We start from the raw sequence: 16,931 nt of genomic DNA on the forward strand, positions 1-16,931 counted from the left end.
GATCGTAGAATTATAACTAATTTGGGATACTTTGACTCCATTTCTTTCTTGTGGATTGCTTTGCGTTAGAAAGAAATGGGCAAAACAATACCTGAATTGAAGTCCCAAACAGGTATTGTGAAAAAGTAAAGCCGGCAATGCCAGCCATTATTTTAGCTGATATTGGTTGGCAAAATACCAAAACTGGCCGCCCGATAGAACCTTATTTTACTGCTCTTTTTTAAAGAAGTTATCTATATGAAATAGCTGCGTATCGGCAGCTTTAGACCAGTATTCTGCATTATGCCCGCCGGGACGCTCTTCATAGATATGCCCGATATTGAGCTCGATCAGTTTTTGATGAAGTTCTCTGTTTTGTCCAATAATATAATCATCTATACCACAGCTGATTAGAAGCTGTTGTTTTGAATTTTTCAGGTAATTTATTTGAGAAAAGGCAGTATAACTTGTCCAAGTCTTGTTGTTTTGGCCTAATAATTTTTGCACGCCATAATCTTTTCCATAATTTGTAAAGTCTATGGCACCACAAATACTGCCAATGGCTTCGAAAACAGCCTGGTGTCTTGCTCCAATGTATAATGCCCCGTGTCCACCCATGCTCCATCCCATAATGGCAGTTTTTGAAGTATCCGTATCATAAAGCTTGTCTATATAGGAGACAAGTTCACTTGCTATAAAAGTCTCATATTTTGAATTGGTTATCTCGCTGTCAATATACCAACTGTCATAATTGGCATCAGGTAAAATAAATAAGGTTTGCATTTTTTGGCTTAACTGAAGCAGTGAAGGAATGTCTTGCTTTATTGTTCTTTCAGGATAGCCACTGTATCCGTGCAAAATATAGACGCTAGGGATACTTTTTTTGCTCTTTTGATCGGGGCTTATTACTAAGGTCTTGATGTTTTTTTGCATTGAAGCGCTATACACCTTTAAAGTATCTATCCTCTGTGAAAAAGTGTGATGTGTCATACTGAAAACAGCCAAAAGCAATATTGATTTTCTCATTTTATATGTGTTTTAAGATTATGTGGACAAAGTTATCTTGTCTGTTTTCTTAAAACGTATACATATGTTGAGAAATACAATTATATAAGCAAGTCCTGTCTTATTGTGCCTAATTGTGTTGGAGATGAACCCACTACAGGATTGCATCAAAGTGATACACAAAAATTACTTTTATTTTGCAACAAATTAGTACAAAAAAACAACACGCTAATTATAGTGGAACATAATCTGGATGTTATTGCTCAGGCAGATTGGATTATTGACATTGGACCTGGTGCAGGAAAATATGGAGGAAATGTCATTTTTGAAGGAACAGTTGAAGAACTCCTGAGAAGCCAAAAATCCTATACTGCTCAATACGTTAAAAAACACTTGAAATTACAAACTTATAGAAATACCTTAATTGAATCTTTAGATTATTGCATAAACAATAAAGGAATGATTTATACTGTTATGTAATTATGAGAGTAATCATACTGATTTAACAGTGCAATCAGAAGAGGGAAAATTATCAGATTTAATACGGGATTTTAAAAAATTTATCCCGTTGATTAATAGTCTGGGCAATTGCAGTAATAATAGTTGGATTACCATCATGATCTTTGATTATTTTACCGATGACAATGATCACTCTGGTGTCCAACTAGAACACTGTGGTACTTTACTTATGGCTGATCTTCTATTAGAGCTAAAATTTCCACAATAGTATTGGTTGAATAAATTTCTTGGCCAGATTTGAACTTAATTGTATTTGTTCCCTGTTCGTCTTCTTTTGGTACTACGTAAAGTATTTCTTCAACTAGTAGAAGAGGGAAAATTATCAGATTTAATAYKGGATTTTAAAAARTTTATCCCGTTGATTAATAGTCTGGGCAATTGCAGTAATAATAGTTGGATTACCATCATGATCTTTGATTATTTTACCGATGACAATGATCACTCTGGTGTCCAACTAGAACACTGTGGTACTTTACTTATGGCTGATCTTCTATTAGAGCTAAAATTTCCACAATAGTATTGGTTGAATAAATTTCTTGGCCAGATTTGAACTTAATTGTATTTGTTCCCTGTTCGTCTTCTTTTGGTACTACGTAAAGTATTTCTTCAACTAGTACCAAAAGAGTTTGACTTCCATAGTTTAATGTGATAAATTTCATAATTTTATTTTTAAGTTATTAACTAATGCAATATAGGAAAAAAAAATACAAAAAATGTATTTTCTTGTGAGATTTTATTTATTCTTNAAAGTATTTCTTCAACTAGTACCAAAAGAGTTTGACTTCCATAGTTTAATGTGATAAATTTCATAATTTTATTTTTAAGTTATTAACTAATGCAATATAGGAAAAAAAATACAAAAAATGTATTTTCTTGTGAGATTTTATTTATTCTTTAAAATAAGGATTTTTCTTTACTACAAGAATAACGACAACATCCTGTGTTTCGGTTTTCGACACCGAAACTTGAAGAATAAACGAAAAAGAGTCGCCTTCTTTTTTGGTTAGAAAATCAGAAAGGTGTCACATAAACTAATACTGTTTATTTTGACACCTTTTTTATTTATTATAAGACTCTTTTCAACCTTTAACTAAAAATGCATGTTTTTAAAAATATCGGCTTGTTTTTGGTAACTGCTTTTTATTTAGTGTGTTGTAATTTTATTTTTATCCGAAATTCATTTCAACTATTTAAATTATGAACCATCAATATTTGATTTGGTATAGTTTAAATTCCTTGTAATTGCCTTGAAGGTGATTATCAAAATACTAATATTTATTTAACGAGGACAATTTTCGGACCACTTTATGGATGATTTGAAGAAATTAATATGGATTTGATTTAACGAAAATTGGTTCACTTAAGAAATACTAAAAAAACTTTTAATGAGTAAGATTATTTAGTAAGTAAATGCTTTGGAACAGCGAGAACTTATTAATAGCTATTTCCAAAGTATCTAAACAAATTAAGGGAAGTTAAAATTATACAAAATGTATAATTTTTTATTATATTTGTGTAACGAACTTGTTTCAGATAATGAATGTAAAAATATTAAAAATCGATGAGGATAGTTTAGTAAATGCTAAAATTTCAGATTCAAAATTAGTAAAACTAAATCTTCCTTCCATAACTGACGGATGGAGGTTTAATTTTAAAAAACATTCCAAAGAAGCCGGTCACGAAACTTAGTATTTTGGTAAATGAAGAAACTCCAAATATAATCGAAGGATGCCTGATCTTTGAAATGAAAAAGAAAGTTGAGCCTTATATGGCGTATGTAGAAATTGCCCCTCACAATAAAGGGCTGAATAAAAAACATGAAAAAGTAGCAGGCTGTTTAATTGCGTTTGCCTGCAGGTTAAGTTTTATAAAGGCCAATGAACCGTATAGAGGTTATTTGGTATTTGACGTTTTGGAAGAGGATAAAGCTGATGTGGTAACTCATGGCAGTATATTCAACAAAATATAATGCACTCAGATATGGTGAGACAACCATGATTATTCCTTCAGTGGGAGGTGAGAAATTAATTACCGAGTTTTTAAATTAAAGAATATGAAAAATAAAGAAATTCAAATTAGTGATATTTGGAATGATAAGAAGAAAGATGATTTAAAAAAAATTATAAAATCACATTCTTCAAAACAATCTAAAGAGCAGATATTAAAGAATCAATTGCTTTCTATTCAATATAAATTGGAAGATTATATTCAAAGCGAAAATGATACTGAGGTTTTAAAAATCCTTGATTTTGTTAAGATGTATTTAAAAACACTTAATATAACTAAAAAGGAATTGGCATCTTACTTTGAAATGAAAGACAGCAATCTTCACAAATATCTTTCAGGAGAGCGAAAATTAAATGCAAAATTAGTATTGAAACTAAGTACATTCTCCCATACAAAACCAGAGCAGTGGTACAGGGTTCAAGTTAAAAATGAGATGATCGAATTGAACAGGGAAAAAGCCAATGTAGAGGCTTATAAAAAATATGATTACCGTAATTTAGTTGAAGCAATATAAATTCCCGAAGGGTGGAAGGTTAGGTACTAGACCTGACATTATGCGTACATTTTTTGTCTATGTCCATATTTTGCTGACCTTTTTTTATTTGATTTTTTAATTAATAGTCTAAGAGTGATTAAGGGTGCTACATAAAGATGGTAGCGGTTACTCTACAGGACCACATTTACATTATCATATGCAAACAACTCCATCTCTTGTAACAGGTGTTGGTCTTCCTATGCAATTCTTAAACTACTATGCTGATGATGTTTTTATAGAAAGAGGAGAACCTGTGACATCTCAAATAGTAAGGAAAAACTAAAAAGATAAACTAAAAATTGTGGATCGAAGTCAAGTTTGTGGTCGTTTTAAAAATACAAATCAGCCATATGCCAATCTTCTTTATCCAATCCTCTCTTTCATCAACTAATTTCAAACTTTCATTTTCAATGGATTCTATCAAAAATATTAAAAAATCATTGAAACTATCTGCTATTACAGAAATTGGCTCAGATTCTCCCACGTGTTAGCGGTTCGTTGTTTTTCTATGTCTTACTTTATTCATTGACTAATTAATTATTTCCCCTTTATTGTTCTCCAATTTTCCACGAAATTTTTGAAGGTCATCGGGGTTTGGTCTAACCCAATTGGTAACTTCTCCAACAATTTTTAACGGGGCCTCAGAACGGTATGAGCGGGTCGGGTTACCTGGAAATTTCTTGTCTGTAAGATTTGGGTCATTTTCATAATTCCCTGTTGGCTCAACAATATATACTCTTTCATTTTCATCGCCTTTGGCTAATGCAGCAGCAAGTCCAGCTCCATTAGCCAAAGCTGTGAAATAAATATGATTCATTTTTATTTCAGACTTATAATTAGAGTTTCCCCCTGCTGTCAACAAATCGCCAACCTGCAAATTCGCTTTCGTACCGTGATAAAACGGACCTTTGTCAGAAGGATTGTACTTATATGAATTTGCTAAGTCAAAATTCTCTTTTGCTTTGTTAGAGTCCCCTAAGTCCTCGTAGCATTTCGCTATGTTTAAATAAAGTGAAGGGAAAGCACTTTTAACCGATTCATCATCAATCTTTAAGGCAAACTGCAAAGCAGTTTCAAGCCAATTTAACATGTCGGAAACGGTTTTTTGATGTCGGGCTATATAATGTGCTGCAAGAAATCTTTCAAAGTCATTTGTCGCTTCGTCCCAGCTTTGGAGGAATAGTTTTCTTGCTTCTCCTGCTTTGCCTTTTTCTTCCATTTCCATTCCCTGAATACAAAGTTTCACAACATTATTGAAAGGTGAGAATTCCATTTTTTAACCGTTTTTCTATTTATATTATTTTAAATCTGTTTGCCCAAAGTCGGCTCGGGTTGCTCAGCAATGACCGCTAACGGTTAAGTATAATTCAATCTACATGCTCTCATATCCACATCTATAATTAGACCTGGGTATTATTTTATGCAACTTCAAGCAAAGTTAGGAAATCTTCTGCTCGCCCGTTATCATTGAAATATAAATTTTCTTTGTCAAGATAAAGAAGTTCAGCATCTTGATGAGTTATCCAATTTTAACAATTTCTTTAAAGGACATATGTATGAATTAGAAATAGAAATTACTTTTAATAGTTTTTTCCACAATACTATTTATGGCTTGGGGGATAAGTGGTTGATGCCACCAATTGTGTGATATCAAATCTAAACAATTATTAATCAAGTCATCAGATTCTCCTTACGGTGGATTTTAGTTCTAAAGTTCAATAGAACTCCTAATATTGAACCTTTAACAATTGTTTCATAGATACATCGTGCCGCCATCTCGCCAAGCCGGCGTTAACGGTTCATTGTATTATTCTGCTAGTTTATTCTGTTGGGAATTTAGTCATGTCCATAAAGAAAACTTCCCAGGTGTGCCCATCTAAATCTTCAATTGTTCGTTGTTGCATAAACCCATAATCTCTCAATTCGTTTGGTTCTATACCCCCTGCTTTAAGTCCATTAGTTACTAAATTATTCACTTCGTCAACACTGTCCATAGACAAAGAGAAAAGCCCTGCTAAATTTGACTTTGTGTCTGCCAATGGTTTGGTCGCAAAAGTTTTAAACTTTTCATGTGTCATTATCATTACAAAAATGTTTTCACTCCAAACCATACATTTGGCTGTGTCGTCTGAAAATTGAGGATTGTTGGTAAAACCCAATTGTGTATAAAAGTTCATTGATTTTTCAATGTCTTTTACTGCTAAGTTGATAAATACCTGCTTCATTTTTTTATTTTTAAATTGTTAATAATAAGACAAAGATGAAACAGTTTGCAGTACAAAACATTTACATATGTTGAAATAAGTAAAAAATTATTTATGGTAAGCAAAAATTCTGCTTAATTGAGTTGGTGTAATACCAAGATAAGAGGCTATGTGGTGTTTTTTCAATCGATTAACTAAGTCTGGATATTTCTTAAGAAAGTTGCTGTATTGGATTGCCGCCGTTTCATTTTTCATAGCAACTTCAAAAGGCTCTTTTTCAATTATCCAATGTCGTTCCATATAGTTAATATAAAACTCAGCAACATCTGGGTATTTTAAAACCAGTTTTTTAAACTCATGGAAGTCATACTCAAGTACCGTTGCGTTTTCTAATGCTACAATTGAAAATAAACTTTCTGTTTTGGTTAAAGTCGCTGGAATTGAGCCAAGGATACGTCCTTCGGCAAAAAAGTATTTTATTGTCGTATTTCCCGCCTCTGTAATAAAACATTGGGAAAATAATCCGTTCTCTACAAAGGCTACTTTTTTAGGTATTTGTCCAAATGAAATAAAATAGTCACCTTTTAGGTATTTCTTTTTCTTTAATAAACCGAGCCACTCTTGCTTTGCTTCGCTTGTTAAGTTGGTATATTCATTTACTTTTTGAAAGAAGATTTCGCTGTTCATTTAACTATAAATTTATTCGATGTTGTCTCTGTTACAATTACCGCTAACGTTCTGTAGTAAAGCGGGTTTGGGACTAAATTAAGCCCATCTTCGAATTTACCGCTCAAGTGAAGCGCACAGACGAAGTAAATCTACCCAAATGCAAAACCAGCTTTCCATTAAGCCTATTGCTCAAATCCGTGCAGTAGCTGTTGTGCGATCGGTCATTTGGAACGAAATGTTGATTTTTATTTCTACTTTTTTTATTCGTTTTCTTAATCTGTTGATAAAATTGCGCAACCGTAATTATCAGACCAACCTGATTTTAGTGGTAATAATTTTCTTGTGTGCGCTTCTGGCAACATTCCAACTTTCTCTAAAACATTTATTGATTTGTGCACTTAATAAGCTTTTTTTAAGCGAATATAAGAATAATATACCAAATCTTTTTAGCTGTGCAGCAATAGCTGTGACCCTGTAATTTGTGGCCATAACCTCTACAATACTTTTAATTTGGGTCTATGAGGCACAAAAAGGGACAGCCAAAAATTGTACTTGTAGACAAACATTTCTTATTGTTCCTTTGAAATGTAAATAAATCATTGCCAGTATGGATAATGATTTATTTACAGTAGAACTGCAATGTTGAACGATAAATGAAAGTGCGATGTTTACAAATATTACCTGGAGCCACTACGCCCTAGCAATTTTAATACTGCTTCTTCTCTGGTATAGCAGTCTGGTATTCCGGTTTTATTCCAATGAGGTGGCCGATATTTTTAGTGGTAGGCGAAAGCTGCGTTTCCCTGGGGAAAATCAAAATACAGCTGCCCAAAAGGATACTTTGTTTTCCGAGTTTAAGGAGCCTTTTGAAACTCTGGACAATGCCCGGGAATTATTCCACCAATTAGAGAATGCTTTTGCAGAGAGTGATCAGCAATCCAGAAGCAGGGATGAATTTAAAAACTACATCAAATTCATTTTAGAGCAATATCCTTATATCAGAATGTCTGCCCTTCGGGCAAAAATCAATGATCTTACGGTCTCTTTATGCCAGGAGTGTCCCCGGCTGAATTTAACCTATGCCGAGGTGGATAGGCTCTGGCAGGAAGATTCTCAATCAATAAAAGAGGAGGGATAATCCCTGTTCTCTCTGCTGCGGTATGGCTTTAGGGTGACGGGAAACAGAGTGTGCAACGGCGAATATTCCTCTTTTTTATTTTTTTAATAATCAATCTTAAAAACGATGTAAGATGAAAAAATATAACTGCAATTTCAAAAGGATCCAAATTAAAAAACAGACGATCTGTATTTTTCTGTTATTGCTGGCCTTTCATTTCAAGGCCATGGCCCAGGATGGCGTGGCTGGAATTAATGAGGCCAACCAAAAAGTCAGGAGCTATTTCGATGCCGGCACCGAGCTTATGTATGCGGTTGGGGCACTGCTGGGACTTATAGGGGCCGTGAAGGTCTATCAGAAATGGAATGCCGGTGATCCCGATACAGGTAAAGTGGCCGCTGCCTGGTTTGGAAGCTGCGTGTTTTTAGTGGTGGTGGCCACGGTAATCAAATCTTTCTTTGGAGTCTAAGATTTTAGCAGGCACTGAAAAAAAAACGTTAACGCATAGCCAAAATGAGCAACAGTGTGTATCAAATCAATAAGGGAATTAATCAGAGCATCCAGTTCCAAGGGTTAAAAGCTCAATATATCGGGTATCTGGGAGGAGCCGTTGTGGGCTTGCTCATTGTATTTGCCGCTTTATACATTATGGGTGTGCCATCGCTTTTTTGTGTGGGATTTATTGCCACCACAGGCGCCTTTACGGTTTTCAAAATTTATAAGATGAGCCATCAGTATGGGCAGTATGGCCTTATGAAGGCTCTGGCAAGAAAACAAATTCCAAAATGCATTAAAGTGTACAGCAGGGGAGTTTTTATGATAAGATAGTTATAGGGCGTTAAATGTTAAGAGAAGAGGATCATGGAGAAACGCATCGAGGATATTTTACCTATTATGTCCATTGAGCACGATTGTATTTTATCGCGGCAGGGCGATATAACCCTTGTCTTTAAGGCAGAACTGCCCGAAATCTTTACGCTCTCGGACCAGGAATATGAAGCCTTTCATCAGTCATGGATCAAAGCCATTAAAATATTGCCCAAGTTTTGTATTTTTCACAAGCAGGACTGGTTTTTGCAAAGCAGCTATAAGGCCAATTTTGCAAGCCAGGACAGCAGTTTTCTGGGCCAAAGCAGCGAGCGGTTCTTTAACGAGCGGCCATTTTTGGATCACTCCTGCTATATTATGCTCACCAAAAAGCCACAGGGGAGAAAAAACTCAAGCTCTTTATTCTCAAGCCTCATTAGGAGTTCCATCGTACCGGAGCAGACTTTGAAAGTTTCCCTGTTGCAGGATTTTATAGACTCCGCAGGGCAGTTTAAAAGAATCCTGGAAGACAGCGGCTTTGTAAAGCTCAGCCGCCTGACAGATGTGCAGCTCGGTAGCCAGAGCCTAAGAAAGGGACTCATTGAGCGATACTGTTTTTTATCCGAAGATGAGAATTCGTTTGTATACCAGGATGTCAAATTCGATGCCGGGCTTCAGGTGGGCGACAAGCATTGTCAGCTCTTTACCCTTGGGGACGCGGCAGATCTGCCGGCCTTATGCGGCTCGCGGATCAATTATGACAGGTACTCTACAGACAGAACCAAATTCAGTGTGGGCTTTGCCTCAACCCTGGGACAGCTTTTATCGTGCAATCATATCTACAATCAGTACCTGTTTATTGAAGATGCCCAAAAGACCCTTCAGAGAATCGAGAGCAAAAGGCTGCGCCTGCAGTCCTTGTCCGCCTACAGCCGGGAGAATATGATAGCGCGTGATGCCACCAATGATTTTTTAAATGAAGCTATTGCCCAGCAAAGACTCCCTGTCAAAGCGCATTTTAATGTGCTGGCCTGGAGCCATGATAAAGAAGAGCTAAAGGAGATTAAAAACAAGGTCTGCTCGGCCCTTGCCCAGATGGATGCCGCGGCCAAACAGGAAACCGTTGGGGCACCGCAAATCTATTGGGCGGGAATACCCGGCAATGCCGCGGATTTTCCCATGAATGACACCTTTGACACCTTCACCGAGCAGGCGGTGTGTTTCCTGAATATGGAAACAGCGTACCGGTCCTCTTTAAGCCCTGTAGGAATACGATTGGGGGATAGGCTTACAGGTAAACCCGTGCATGTGGATATCAGCGATGAGCCGGTGAAGATGGGCCTGTGTACCAACAGAAATAAATTTATACTGGGACCCTCGGGAAGCGGGAAATCCTTTTTTACCAATCATATGGTAAGGAGCTATTACGAGCAAGGGACCCATATTGTCCTGGTGGATGTGGGGCACAGCTATAAAGGGCTTTGTGATATGGTGGGCGGCTATTATTTTACCTATGACGAGAAGAATCCCATAAGGTTCAATCCTTTTTATATCGGGGGAGGCGACAGCTTGGATACCGAGAAAAAAGAAAGCATTAAAACACTGCTTCTGGCACTGTGGAAAAAAGATGATGAAACCTTTAACCGAAGCGAATACGTGGCCCTCTCCAATGCACTGCAGTTCTATTATGAGAAACTGCAAGGCAATGAGAGTATATTTCCCTGTTTTGACAGTTTCTATGAGTTTTTGAAGGAAGATTTTATCAGTATTTTACAAAACGATAAGGTAAAGGAGAAAGATTTTGATGTGAATAATTTTCTCTATGTATTGCGCCCGTATTATAAGGGAGGTGAGTTTGATTATCTTTTGAATGCCAGAGAGAATCTCGAGCTTTTAAAAGAGCGGTTTATTGTCTTTGAACTCGATAACATCAAGGACCATCCTATATTGTTTCCGGTGGTGACCATCATCATTATGGAGGTCTTTATCAGCAAGATGCGAAAGCTCAAGGGCATCCGAAAAATGATCCTCATTGAAGAGGCCTGGAAGGCCATTGCCAAGGAGGGTATGGCCGAATATATCAAGTACCTTTTTAAGACTGTGCGGAAGTTTTTTGGAGAAGCTATAGTAGTCACCCAGGAGGTGGAGGATATTATTTCCTCACCGGTAGTCAAGCAGGCCATTATCAACAACAGCGACTGCAAGATCCTGCTGGATCAGAGCAAGTACCAGAACAAGTTTGACCAGATACAAGAACTTCTGGGGCTCACCGAGAAGGAAAAGGCCCTGGTACTCTCGGTGAACAAGGCCAACGACCCTTCAAAAAAATACAAGGAGGTTTTTATTTCCCTGGGTGGAATGTACTCAAAAGTTTACAGGACCGAAGTGTCTTTCGAAGAGTATCTGGCCTATACCACCGAGGAGAGCGAGAAGGTAAAAGTAAATGCGCATGCTAAGAAATTTGATGGAGACATTAAAAAGGGAATTGCGGCATTGGCCCAGGATATAAGAAATGGAATTTAAATGAAAAGGAAAAATGAAAGCAAGGATCAAACTCATCACTTGTGTGCTGTGCCTATTTTTAGTCGGTACACCGGCAAGGCCTGCTGAAAATATAGTAGCCCTTCCAATACTGGAGATTGTAAAGGCGGTGACCAAAAAGGTGATCAAGGCTATTGATCTTCGGATCCAGCGCCTGCAAAACAAGACCATCTGGCTTCAGAATGCCCAGAAACAAATCGAAAATGCACTCTCCAAATTAAAACTCGAGGAGATATCGCAGTGGACCAAAAAGCAGCGGGATCTCTATAAGGGGTACTATGAGGAGCTTGCACGGGTCAAATCCGCGATTACCTATTACCAGCGCATCAAAGAAATAACCCGCCTGCAAACCCGGTTGATCCAGCAATACGAAAGCACCTGGAACCTTTTGCGGCAGGACACTCATTTTAGCGCCGCGGAACTAGCCTATATGCAAGGCATGTATGAGGGCATGCTGCAGGAAAGTATAAAGAATATAGATCAGATTTTTTTAGTGCTGGATTCTTTTACCACCCAGATGAGCGATCTTAAAAGGCTCGAAATTATTAATACGGCAGCCGACCAGATCCAGGCCAATTATGACGACCTGATACTTTTCAATAAGCAAAATATGCTCCTTAGCCTTCAAAGGGCCAAGACAAGCCATGATGTGAAGAAAGTCAGGGAATTTTATGGAATTAAGTAAAAGATCATGAAAAAGTTAGTTCTAGTACTGGTATTGCTTTTTATAGGCAGCCAGAATCTGAGCGCCCAGGGAAAGTGGCGACGGGAAATGCTGCTGCAGATTGCGGCTTTAAAGGTCTATATGGGCTATGCCCAGAAAGGGTATAATGTGGTGAGAGGGGGACTTCATTTGATAGGAGACCTTAAAAAAGGGGAGGTAAAGCTTCATGGGGATTATTTTAATTCTTTGAAAAAGGTTAATCCCCGGATCAGGAACTATTCAAAAGTGGTCCGGATTGTTTGGCTGCAGCTTAAAATTATCAAAATAGCCAATAAGACCATCAAAGGGCTTAAAGGCGATGATCTGTTTCATGGCAGTGAGCTGGATTATATCGAACGCTGCTTTGCAAGACTCTTTGAGAATTGCAACAGGACCCTGGATGAACTCGTACTTGTAACGACAGACACCACAATGGTGATGACAGATGATCAGCGCCTGGAGCGAATTGACGCCCTGTATGAGACCATGTTACAGGATTATACTTTTTGTGAGAGTTTCACCTCTCAGGCGCTAGGGCTTTCTCTTTCAAAGGACAGGGAGAAAAAAGAAATACAATACCAAAGGGTTTTGCAAGGATTATAAAAACAAGTGCTCATGAAAAAGACATTGATTTTAACAGTTATCATTCTTCTCAGCTTGATCCCGGTTCCGATTAGAGGCCAGGGCCAGGAAATACAACAGCTGATTCTCAATATTGAAAAGCTCACCCAGTTCAGGCAAATTCTCAGCGATATGAAAAAAGGCTACCAGATTTTATCGGGCGGATACAAAACGGTCAAGGATATGGCTGAGGGAAACTTTAGCCTACATAAGGCCTTTTTGGATGCCCTTTTGCAGGTGAGCCCTGTGGTGAGGAATTACAAAAGGGTTGGGGATATTATCAGTCTGCAGATCCTTTTGGTACGGGAGAGCAAAACGGCGCTGGATGGTTTTGCCAAGAGCAATCGTTTTACCCAAAAAGAGCTCGGGTATTTAGAGCGGGTCTATGGAAATTTGCTAAAGCAGAGCCTTGCAAACCTGGATGAACTTACCCTGATTGTAACGGCAGACAGGCTCCGGATGTCCGATGATGAGAGGCTGGCTGCCATTGACCGGATTTATGCAGACATGCAGGACAAGGTTTTATTTCTTCAAAACTTTAATGACCAGTCCAATATGCTGGCCCTGCAGCGATCCAAAGAAACAAATGATGTGGAGAAGGGAAGGGCACTTCATGAATTAAAAAACTAGCCAGATGCATTTGAAATTTAAAACCGGGATTGTCTTTACAATTGCCGCCTTGCCCTGGTCCCTGGCGGGCCAGGGGCAAAACCCGCGAACCGATACAAAAGGGCTGCAGCTAATCCTCGAGCAGCTCTATGAGGAGATGATGCCGCTTTGCCAAAACCTTTTGGCCGTAGGGCAGTCCATAGCGGGCTTTGGGGCGCTATGGTATATCGCCTTTCGGGTTTGGCGCCATATCGCCAAGGCTGAGCCCATTGATTTTTATCCTCTTTTCAGGCCCTTTGTCCTGGGATTCTGTATCATGATTTTTCCATCAGTGCTGGCCCTGATCAATGGGATTCTAAAACCAACGGTTACCGCTACCGCGGCCATGGTCGAAGGGTCCAACAAGGCCATTGAAGTGCTATTGCAAGAAAAGGAAAAAGCCATCAGGAAAACCGATCCCTGGAAGATGTATGTGGGAGCCACCGGGATGGGGGATCGCGATCAGTGGTACAAATACACGCACGATCAGGCTGATCCACGCGCCGAGGGAGTACTCGAGGGAATTGGAAACGATGTCAAGTTTGCCATGGAGAAAGCCTCTTATAATTTTAAAAATTCTGTCAAGCAGTGGATGAGCGAGGTTCTGCGGGTGCTTTTTGAGGCGGCTTCCCTTTGTATCGATACCCTGAGGACTTTCCAGCTCGTGGTACTGTCGGTTTTGGGCCCGCTGGTGTTTGGCCTTGCGGTTTTCGATGGTTTCCAGCATACGCTCAGCGCTTGGCTGGCGCGGTATATCAATATTTACCTCTGGCTGCCGGTGGCCAATATTTTTGGAGCGATAATCGGCAAGATCCAGCAGCAGATGCTAAAGCTCGATATCGTTCAGGTAAACCAAAGCGGTGATACCTTTTTTAGTGATACCGATATGGGGTACCTGATTTTTATGATCATTGGCATTATTGGCTATGTAACGGTTCCCTCTGTGGCCAATTATATAGTCCATGCCGGGGGAGGAGACGCCCTGGGACAACAGGTAACCAACTTTTTTGCCAGTACGGCCTCCTCGGTAAGCTCCATAACGGTTAGAGGGGATGGTATGGGAAATAATCCCGCTGGGACCTCTCAGCATATAGCCTCTTCTTCAAATGCTCCCCATTTTCAACACAAAGGGAATTATATGGGAGAGCGGCTCAAGGGAAATTCGTAAAAGCAATTAAAAAGTAACACTGATGTTTACCAAAATGAAAAATATTGATACGGCCTTTCGCTATGTAAGGGGATTTACCATGCTGGTTATAGCCGGCTGTGTGATCATTTGCTGCTTTACCCTCTTCAAGAGTTACCAGGCCCTGACCCGCATGCAGGACAGGGTTTACATCTTGGCTCAGGGAAAGGTGCTTGAAGCCTATTTATCGGAGAGGAAAGACAATATTGCGGTGGAGGCAAAGGACCATGTAAAGACTTTTCATCAGTATTTCTTTACCCTGGACCCTGATGAGAAAGTGATAAAAGAGAATCTGGCCCGGGCCTTGTACCTGGCCGATCAGAGCGCCAAGAGAATTTATGACGACCTGAAAGAAAGCGGGTATTACAGCTCGGTCATTTCAGGCAATATCAGCCAGAGGATTCAAATTGACAGTATACAAATTGATACCGGGCAGTATCCTTATGGCTTTAGCTGTTTTGCCACCCAAAAGATTATACGAAGCACCAGTATTGTCAGGAGAAGCCTTTTGACCCGCGGCATGCTCCGTTCGGTCTCAAGAAGCGATAACAATCCCCACGGGTTTCTCATCGAGCGTTGGATTACGCTGGAAAATAAGGATTTAAGTACAGAGAATCGAAAATAAAAAGAAATGAAAACCTCACTAAACAAAACAGAGATGATTGCTGTGCTGGCTAACTATTATGGGCAAATGCGCGATAGGTGGGCCAGGGAAATGAGCGGGCTGACCATGGGGCTCTGCAAAAGAGATATGATTTTTCTGCTGGCGGGATTTGTGCTTCTTGGCAGTAGTCTGAACCTTTTGATTGTTTATAACAGCTTTAAGAACCATACCCCTGAAAATATCAGGATCCCCTCGAAGGCTAAAGTGCTCACAGGGCCACAAGGAAAAGACAGCGTTTTGCAGCCCTTTGCAGTTTCGGGGGGAAAATACAAGGCAACGATGGATTTTAAAATGTATCTGCAAAGGGAAGATTCCTCAGAAAGAGCCTTTTATGATAGCCTGAGGGTATGGCGTCCGGGGCTTTTGGACAGCCTTGTTTATATCGAGAATTATTACAGGTCTAATGATAAAGAGTACAATGATGGAAAATAATATAAAATCTTTAAAAGAATTAAAAAAGCGTAAAATGCTGTTGGTTTTACCTTTTCTGGTGCTGCCTTTTCTCACCATGTTATTCTGGAGCCTTAAAGGGGAAAAAGACCAGCAGGCAGGCGAGAAGATGCAGCACAAAAAGGGATTCAACCTGGAGCTTCCCAGCCCCAGTTTCACAGAAGACTCAGCCCTTAGCAAGATGAGCTATTACGATCGGGCAGCCCTGGACTCTGTGAAACTGGCCGAGCAAATCAAAAAGGATCCCAATTATGCCCAGCCCGGTAGCGCTGAGGACGCTGTTTTTTGGCAAGGAACCAACCAGGCATTTGAGCAACCTTATGGAAAAACAGCTCTGGAGGGTATCAATGCAAGGAGCAATGAAGAGAAGGTGTATCAAAAACTCAGATTGCTTGAAAAAACAATCAGCACCCCATCTTTTAAAATGGATCCAGAGCAGGACATGCGCGAGTTTACCAATTATGGATCCTCCGTGCAGCAGGCCTCCGAGATGCAAAACCTAGAGCAGCTAATGTCCAGGATGAGTGCCCCTGCAGCGCCTGATCCCGAGCTTAAGGAGCTCGGGGGCATGCTGGAGAACATTTTGGATATCCAGCACCCAGGAAGGGTAGAGCAACGGCTAAAACAAGCCTCAGAGCAGCAAAGGGGAAAAGTATTTCCCCTACAGAAGAGAAAGAGTCCTGAGAATATCTCCTCGCTGCAAAAGGCTGGGCAAAACCAGATCGCAAATCTCAAAGAAGCAGTGCAACGGAATGCATTTTTTTCCACCGAGCAGGATTCTCTGCCAGAGAAAGCCCAAAATGCGCTGCAAGCCGTAGTGCACCAGACACAGACCCTGGTGAACGGATCCACGGTTAAACTAAGGCTAAGCTCAGATGTTATGATCAATGGAGTTGTGATTCCAAAGAATACCTTTTTATTTGGAATTGCGGCGCTGAAAGCCGAACGCCTGGAGGTTAAGATAGAGCACATACAGTACCAAAATTCCATTTTCCCCGTGGACCTGCTGGTCTATGATACCGATGGGATAAGCGGCATTTATATCCCCGGGACTATTAGCAGGGATGTGGCCAAAGCATCGGCCGAGAGGTCCATTCAAACCGTTGGAGTGGCAGGCCTGGATGATTCCTGGGGAGCGCAGGCTGCCGGGATGGGCATAGAGGCTGCCAAGAGCCTTATGAGTAAAAAGGTAAAACTTGTAAAGGTTGTGGTCAAGGCCGGCTATCGGTTACTGCTTTATGATGCCAAAGAAAACAGTTTGAAATAATTTAAAAAT

General features: G+C 39.6%; 20 protein-coding genes and 1 pseudogene. 16 read left to right on the forward strand and 5 right to left on the reverse strand.

The genetic code is table 11. The features are described 5' to 3' along the window. Positions 1–207: 207 nt before the first annotated feature. A complete protein-coding gene (locus ASC72_RS16225) occupies positions 208–1,005 on the reverse strand; it encodes an alpha/beta hydrolase family protein (protein WP_056192877.1) in 798 nt (265 codons plus the stop codon). Between the two features lie 105 nt (positions 1,006–1,110). Here ASC72_RS16225 and ASC72_RS24570 point away from each other — a divergent pair, with 105 nt between their 5' ends. Next, complete coding sequence (locus ASC72_RS24570) at positions 1,111–1,464, forward strand: hypothetical protein (RefSeq protein WP_082564333.1); 354 nt, start codon at positions 1,111–1,113, stop codon at positions 1,462–1,464. A 515-nt stretch (positions 1,465–1,979) separates the two neighbouring features. On the opposite strand, the gene ASC72_RS16235 is transcribed toward ASC72_RS24570, so the two are convergent. Next, positions 1,980–2,162 carry a hypothetical protein gene (locus ASC72_RS16235; RefSeq protein ID WP_056192880.1) on the reverse strand — a complete coding sequence of 61 codons (183 nt, stop codon included), beginning with the start codon at positions 2,160–2,162 and terminating at the stop codon, positions 1,980–1,982. 877 nt (positions 2,163–3,039) lie between these two features. On the opposite strand from ASC72_RS16235, the gene ASC72_RS24575 reads away from it, so the two are divergent. The 3 genes from ASC72_RS24575 to ASC72_RS16245 all read left to right on the forward strand — a co-directional run bounded on the left by ASC72_RS24575 (position 3,040) and on the right by ASC72_RS16245 (position 4,024). Beyond that, complete coding sequence (locus ASC72_RS24575) at positions 3,040–3,192, forward strand: hypothetical protein (protein WP_241775731.1); 153 nt, start codon at positions 3,040–3,042, stop codon at positions 3,190–3,192. 4 nt (positions 3,193–3,196) lie between these two features. Continuing rightward, the gene (locus ASC72_RS24580; protein WP_241775732.1) at positions 3,197–3,472 is read left to right on the forward strand and encodes a hypothetical protein; all 276 of its coding nucleotides are present in this window, start codon (positions 3,197–3,199) and stop codon (positions 3,470–3,472) included. An 84-nt stretch (positions 3,473–3,556) separates the two neighbouring features. Next, positions 3,557–4,024 (forward strand): hypothetical protein, encoded by a 468-nt coding sequence (locus tag ASC72_RS16245; protein WP_056192883.1) that lies wholly within the window; start codon positions 3,557–3,559, stop codon positions 4,022–4,024. Between the two features lie 550 nt (positions 4,025–4,574). Here ASC72_RS16245 and arr read toward each other — a convergent pair. From arr to ASC72_RS16265, 3 genes and pseudogenes are all read right to left on the reverse strand, one after another. Further along, positions 4,575–4,955 (reverse strand): annotated as a pseudogene (arr, locus tag ASC72_RS24725) (NAD(+)--rifampin ADP-ribosyltransferase); the annotation flags it as partial. Positions 4,956–5,865: 910 nt separating this feature from the next. After that, entirely contained in the window at positions 5,866–6,270 is a 405-nt protein-coding gene (locus tag ASC72_RS16260) for a VOC family protein (RefSeq protein WP_056192891.1), read from the reverse strand. An 87-nt stretch (positions 6,271–6,357) separates the two neighbouring features. Then, the gene (locus ASC72_RS16265) at positions 6,358–6,936 is read right to left on the reverse strand and encodes a Crp/Fnr family transcriptional regulator (RefSeq protein WP_056192895.1); all 579 of its coding nucleotides are present in this window, start codon (positions 6,934–6,936) and stop codon (positions 6,358–6,360) included. A 139-nt stretch (positions 6,937–7,075) separates the two neighbouring features. Here ASC72_RS16265 and ASC72_RS24855 point away from each other — a divergent pair, with 139 nt between their 5' ends. The 12 genes from ASC72_RS24855 (at position 7,076) to traM (ending at position 16,922) form a co-directional block, all read left to right on the forward strand. Continuing rightward, the gene (locus ASC72_RS24855) at positions 7,076–7,396 is read left to right on the forward strand and encodes a hypothetical protein (protein WP_157849288.1); all 321 of its coding nucleotides are present in this window, start codon (positions 7,076–7,078) and stop codon (positions 7,394–7,396) included. 186 nt (positions 7,397–7,582) lie between these two features. Next, positions 7,583–8,056 (forward strand): hypothetical protein, encoded by a 474-nt coding sequence (locus tag ASC72_RS16270; protein ID WP_056192900.1) that lies wholly within the window; start codon positions 7,583–7,585, stop codon positions 8,054–8,056. Positions 8,057–8,168: 112 nt separating this feature from the next. Next, on the forward strand, positions 8,169–8,504 hold the full coding sequence (locus ASC72_RS16275) for a DUF4134 domain-containing protein (protein WP_056192903.1): 336 nt from the start codon (positions 8,169–8,171) through the stop codon (positions 8,502–8,504). A gap of 56 nt (positions 8,505–8,560) precedes the next feature. Beyond that, positions 8,561–8,863 carry a DUF4133 domain-containing protein gene (locus ASC72_RS16280; protein ID WP_371258464.1) on the forward strand — a complete coding sequence of 101 codons (303 nt, stop codon included), beginning with the start codon at positions 8,561–8,563 and terminating at the stop codon, positions 8,861–8,863. Positions 8,864–8,896: 33 nt separating this feature from the next. Continuing rightward, on the forward strand, positions 8,897–11,365 hold the full coding sequence (locus tag ASC72_RS16285; RefSeq protein ID WP_056192907.1) for a TraG family conjugative transposon ATPase: 2,469 nt from the start codon (positions 8,897–8,899) through the stop codon (positions 11,363–11,365). Between the two features lie 13 nt (positions 11,366–11,378). After that, the gene (locus ASC72_RS16290) at positions 11,379–12,068 is read left to right on the forward strand and encodes a hypothetical protein (protein WP_056192910.1); all 690 of its coding nucleotides are present in this window, start codon (positions 11,379–11,381) and stop codon (positions 12,066–12,068) included. A 6-nt stretch (positions 12,069–12,074) separates the two neighbouring features. After that, positions 12,075–12,689 (forward strand): hypothetical protein, encoded by a 615-nt coding sequence (locus ASC72_RS16295; protein WP_056192913.1) that lies wholly within the window; start codon positions 12,075–12,077, stop codon positions 12,687–12,689. Positions 12,690–12,701: 12 nt separating this feature from the next. After that, positions 12,702–13,337: a hypothetical protein gene (locus ASC72_RS16300; protein WP_056192915.1), complete on the forward strand. Its 636-nt coding sequence runs from the start codon at positions 12,702–12,704 to the stop codon at positions 13,335–13,337. 4 nt (positions 13,338–13,341) lie between these two features. Beyond that, complete coding sequence (gene traJ, locus ASC72_RS16305) at positions 13,342–14,523, forward strand: conjugative transposon protein TraJ (protein WP_056192918.1); 1,182 nt, start codon at positions 13,342–13,344, stop codon at positions 14,521–14,523. A 34-nt stretch (positions 14,524–14,557) separates the two neighbouring features. Beyond that, on the forward strand, positions 14,558–15,166 hold the full coding sequence (gene traK / locus ASC72_RS16310) for a conjugative transposon protein TraK (protein ID WP_241775733.1): 609 nt from the start codon (positions 14,558–14,560) through the stop codon (positions 15,164–15,166). Positions 15,167–15,172: 6 nt separating this feature from the next. Further along, the gene (locus tag ASC72_RS16315) at positions 15,173–15,637 is read left to right on the forward strand and encodes a hypothetical protein (protein WP_056192925.1); all 465 of its coding nucleotides are present in this window, start codon (positions 15,173–15,175) and stop codon (positions 15,635–15,637) included. Continuing rightward, positions 15,627–16,922, forward strand: a complete 1,296-nt coding sequence (traM, locus tag ASC72_RS16320) for a conjugative transposon protein TraM (protein ID WP_056193592.1) — start codon at positions 15,627–15,629, stop codon at positions 16,920–16,922. The genes ASC72_RS16315 and traM overlap by 11 nt, the downstream gene beginning before the upstream one ends. Positions 16,923–16,931: the final 9 nt, after the last annotated feature.

Origin of the sequence: Flavobacterium sp. Root420, assembly GCF_001427905.1 — a bacterium.
GTDB lineage: Bacteria > Bacteroidota > Bacteroidia > Flavobacteriales > Flavobacteriaceae > Flavobacterium.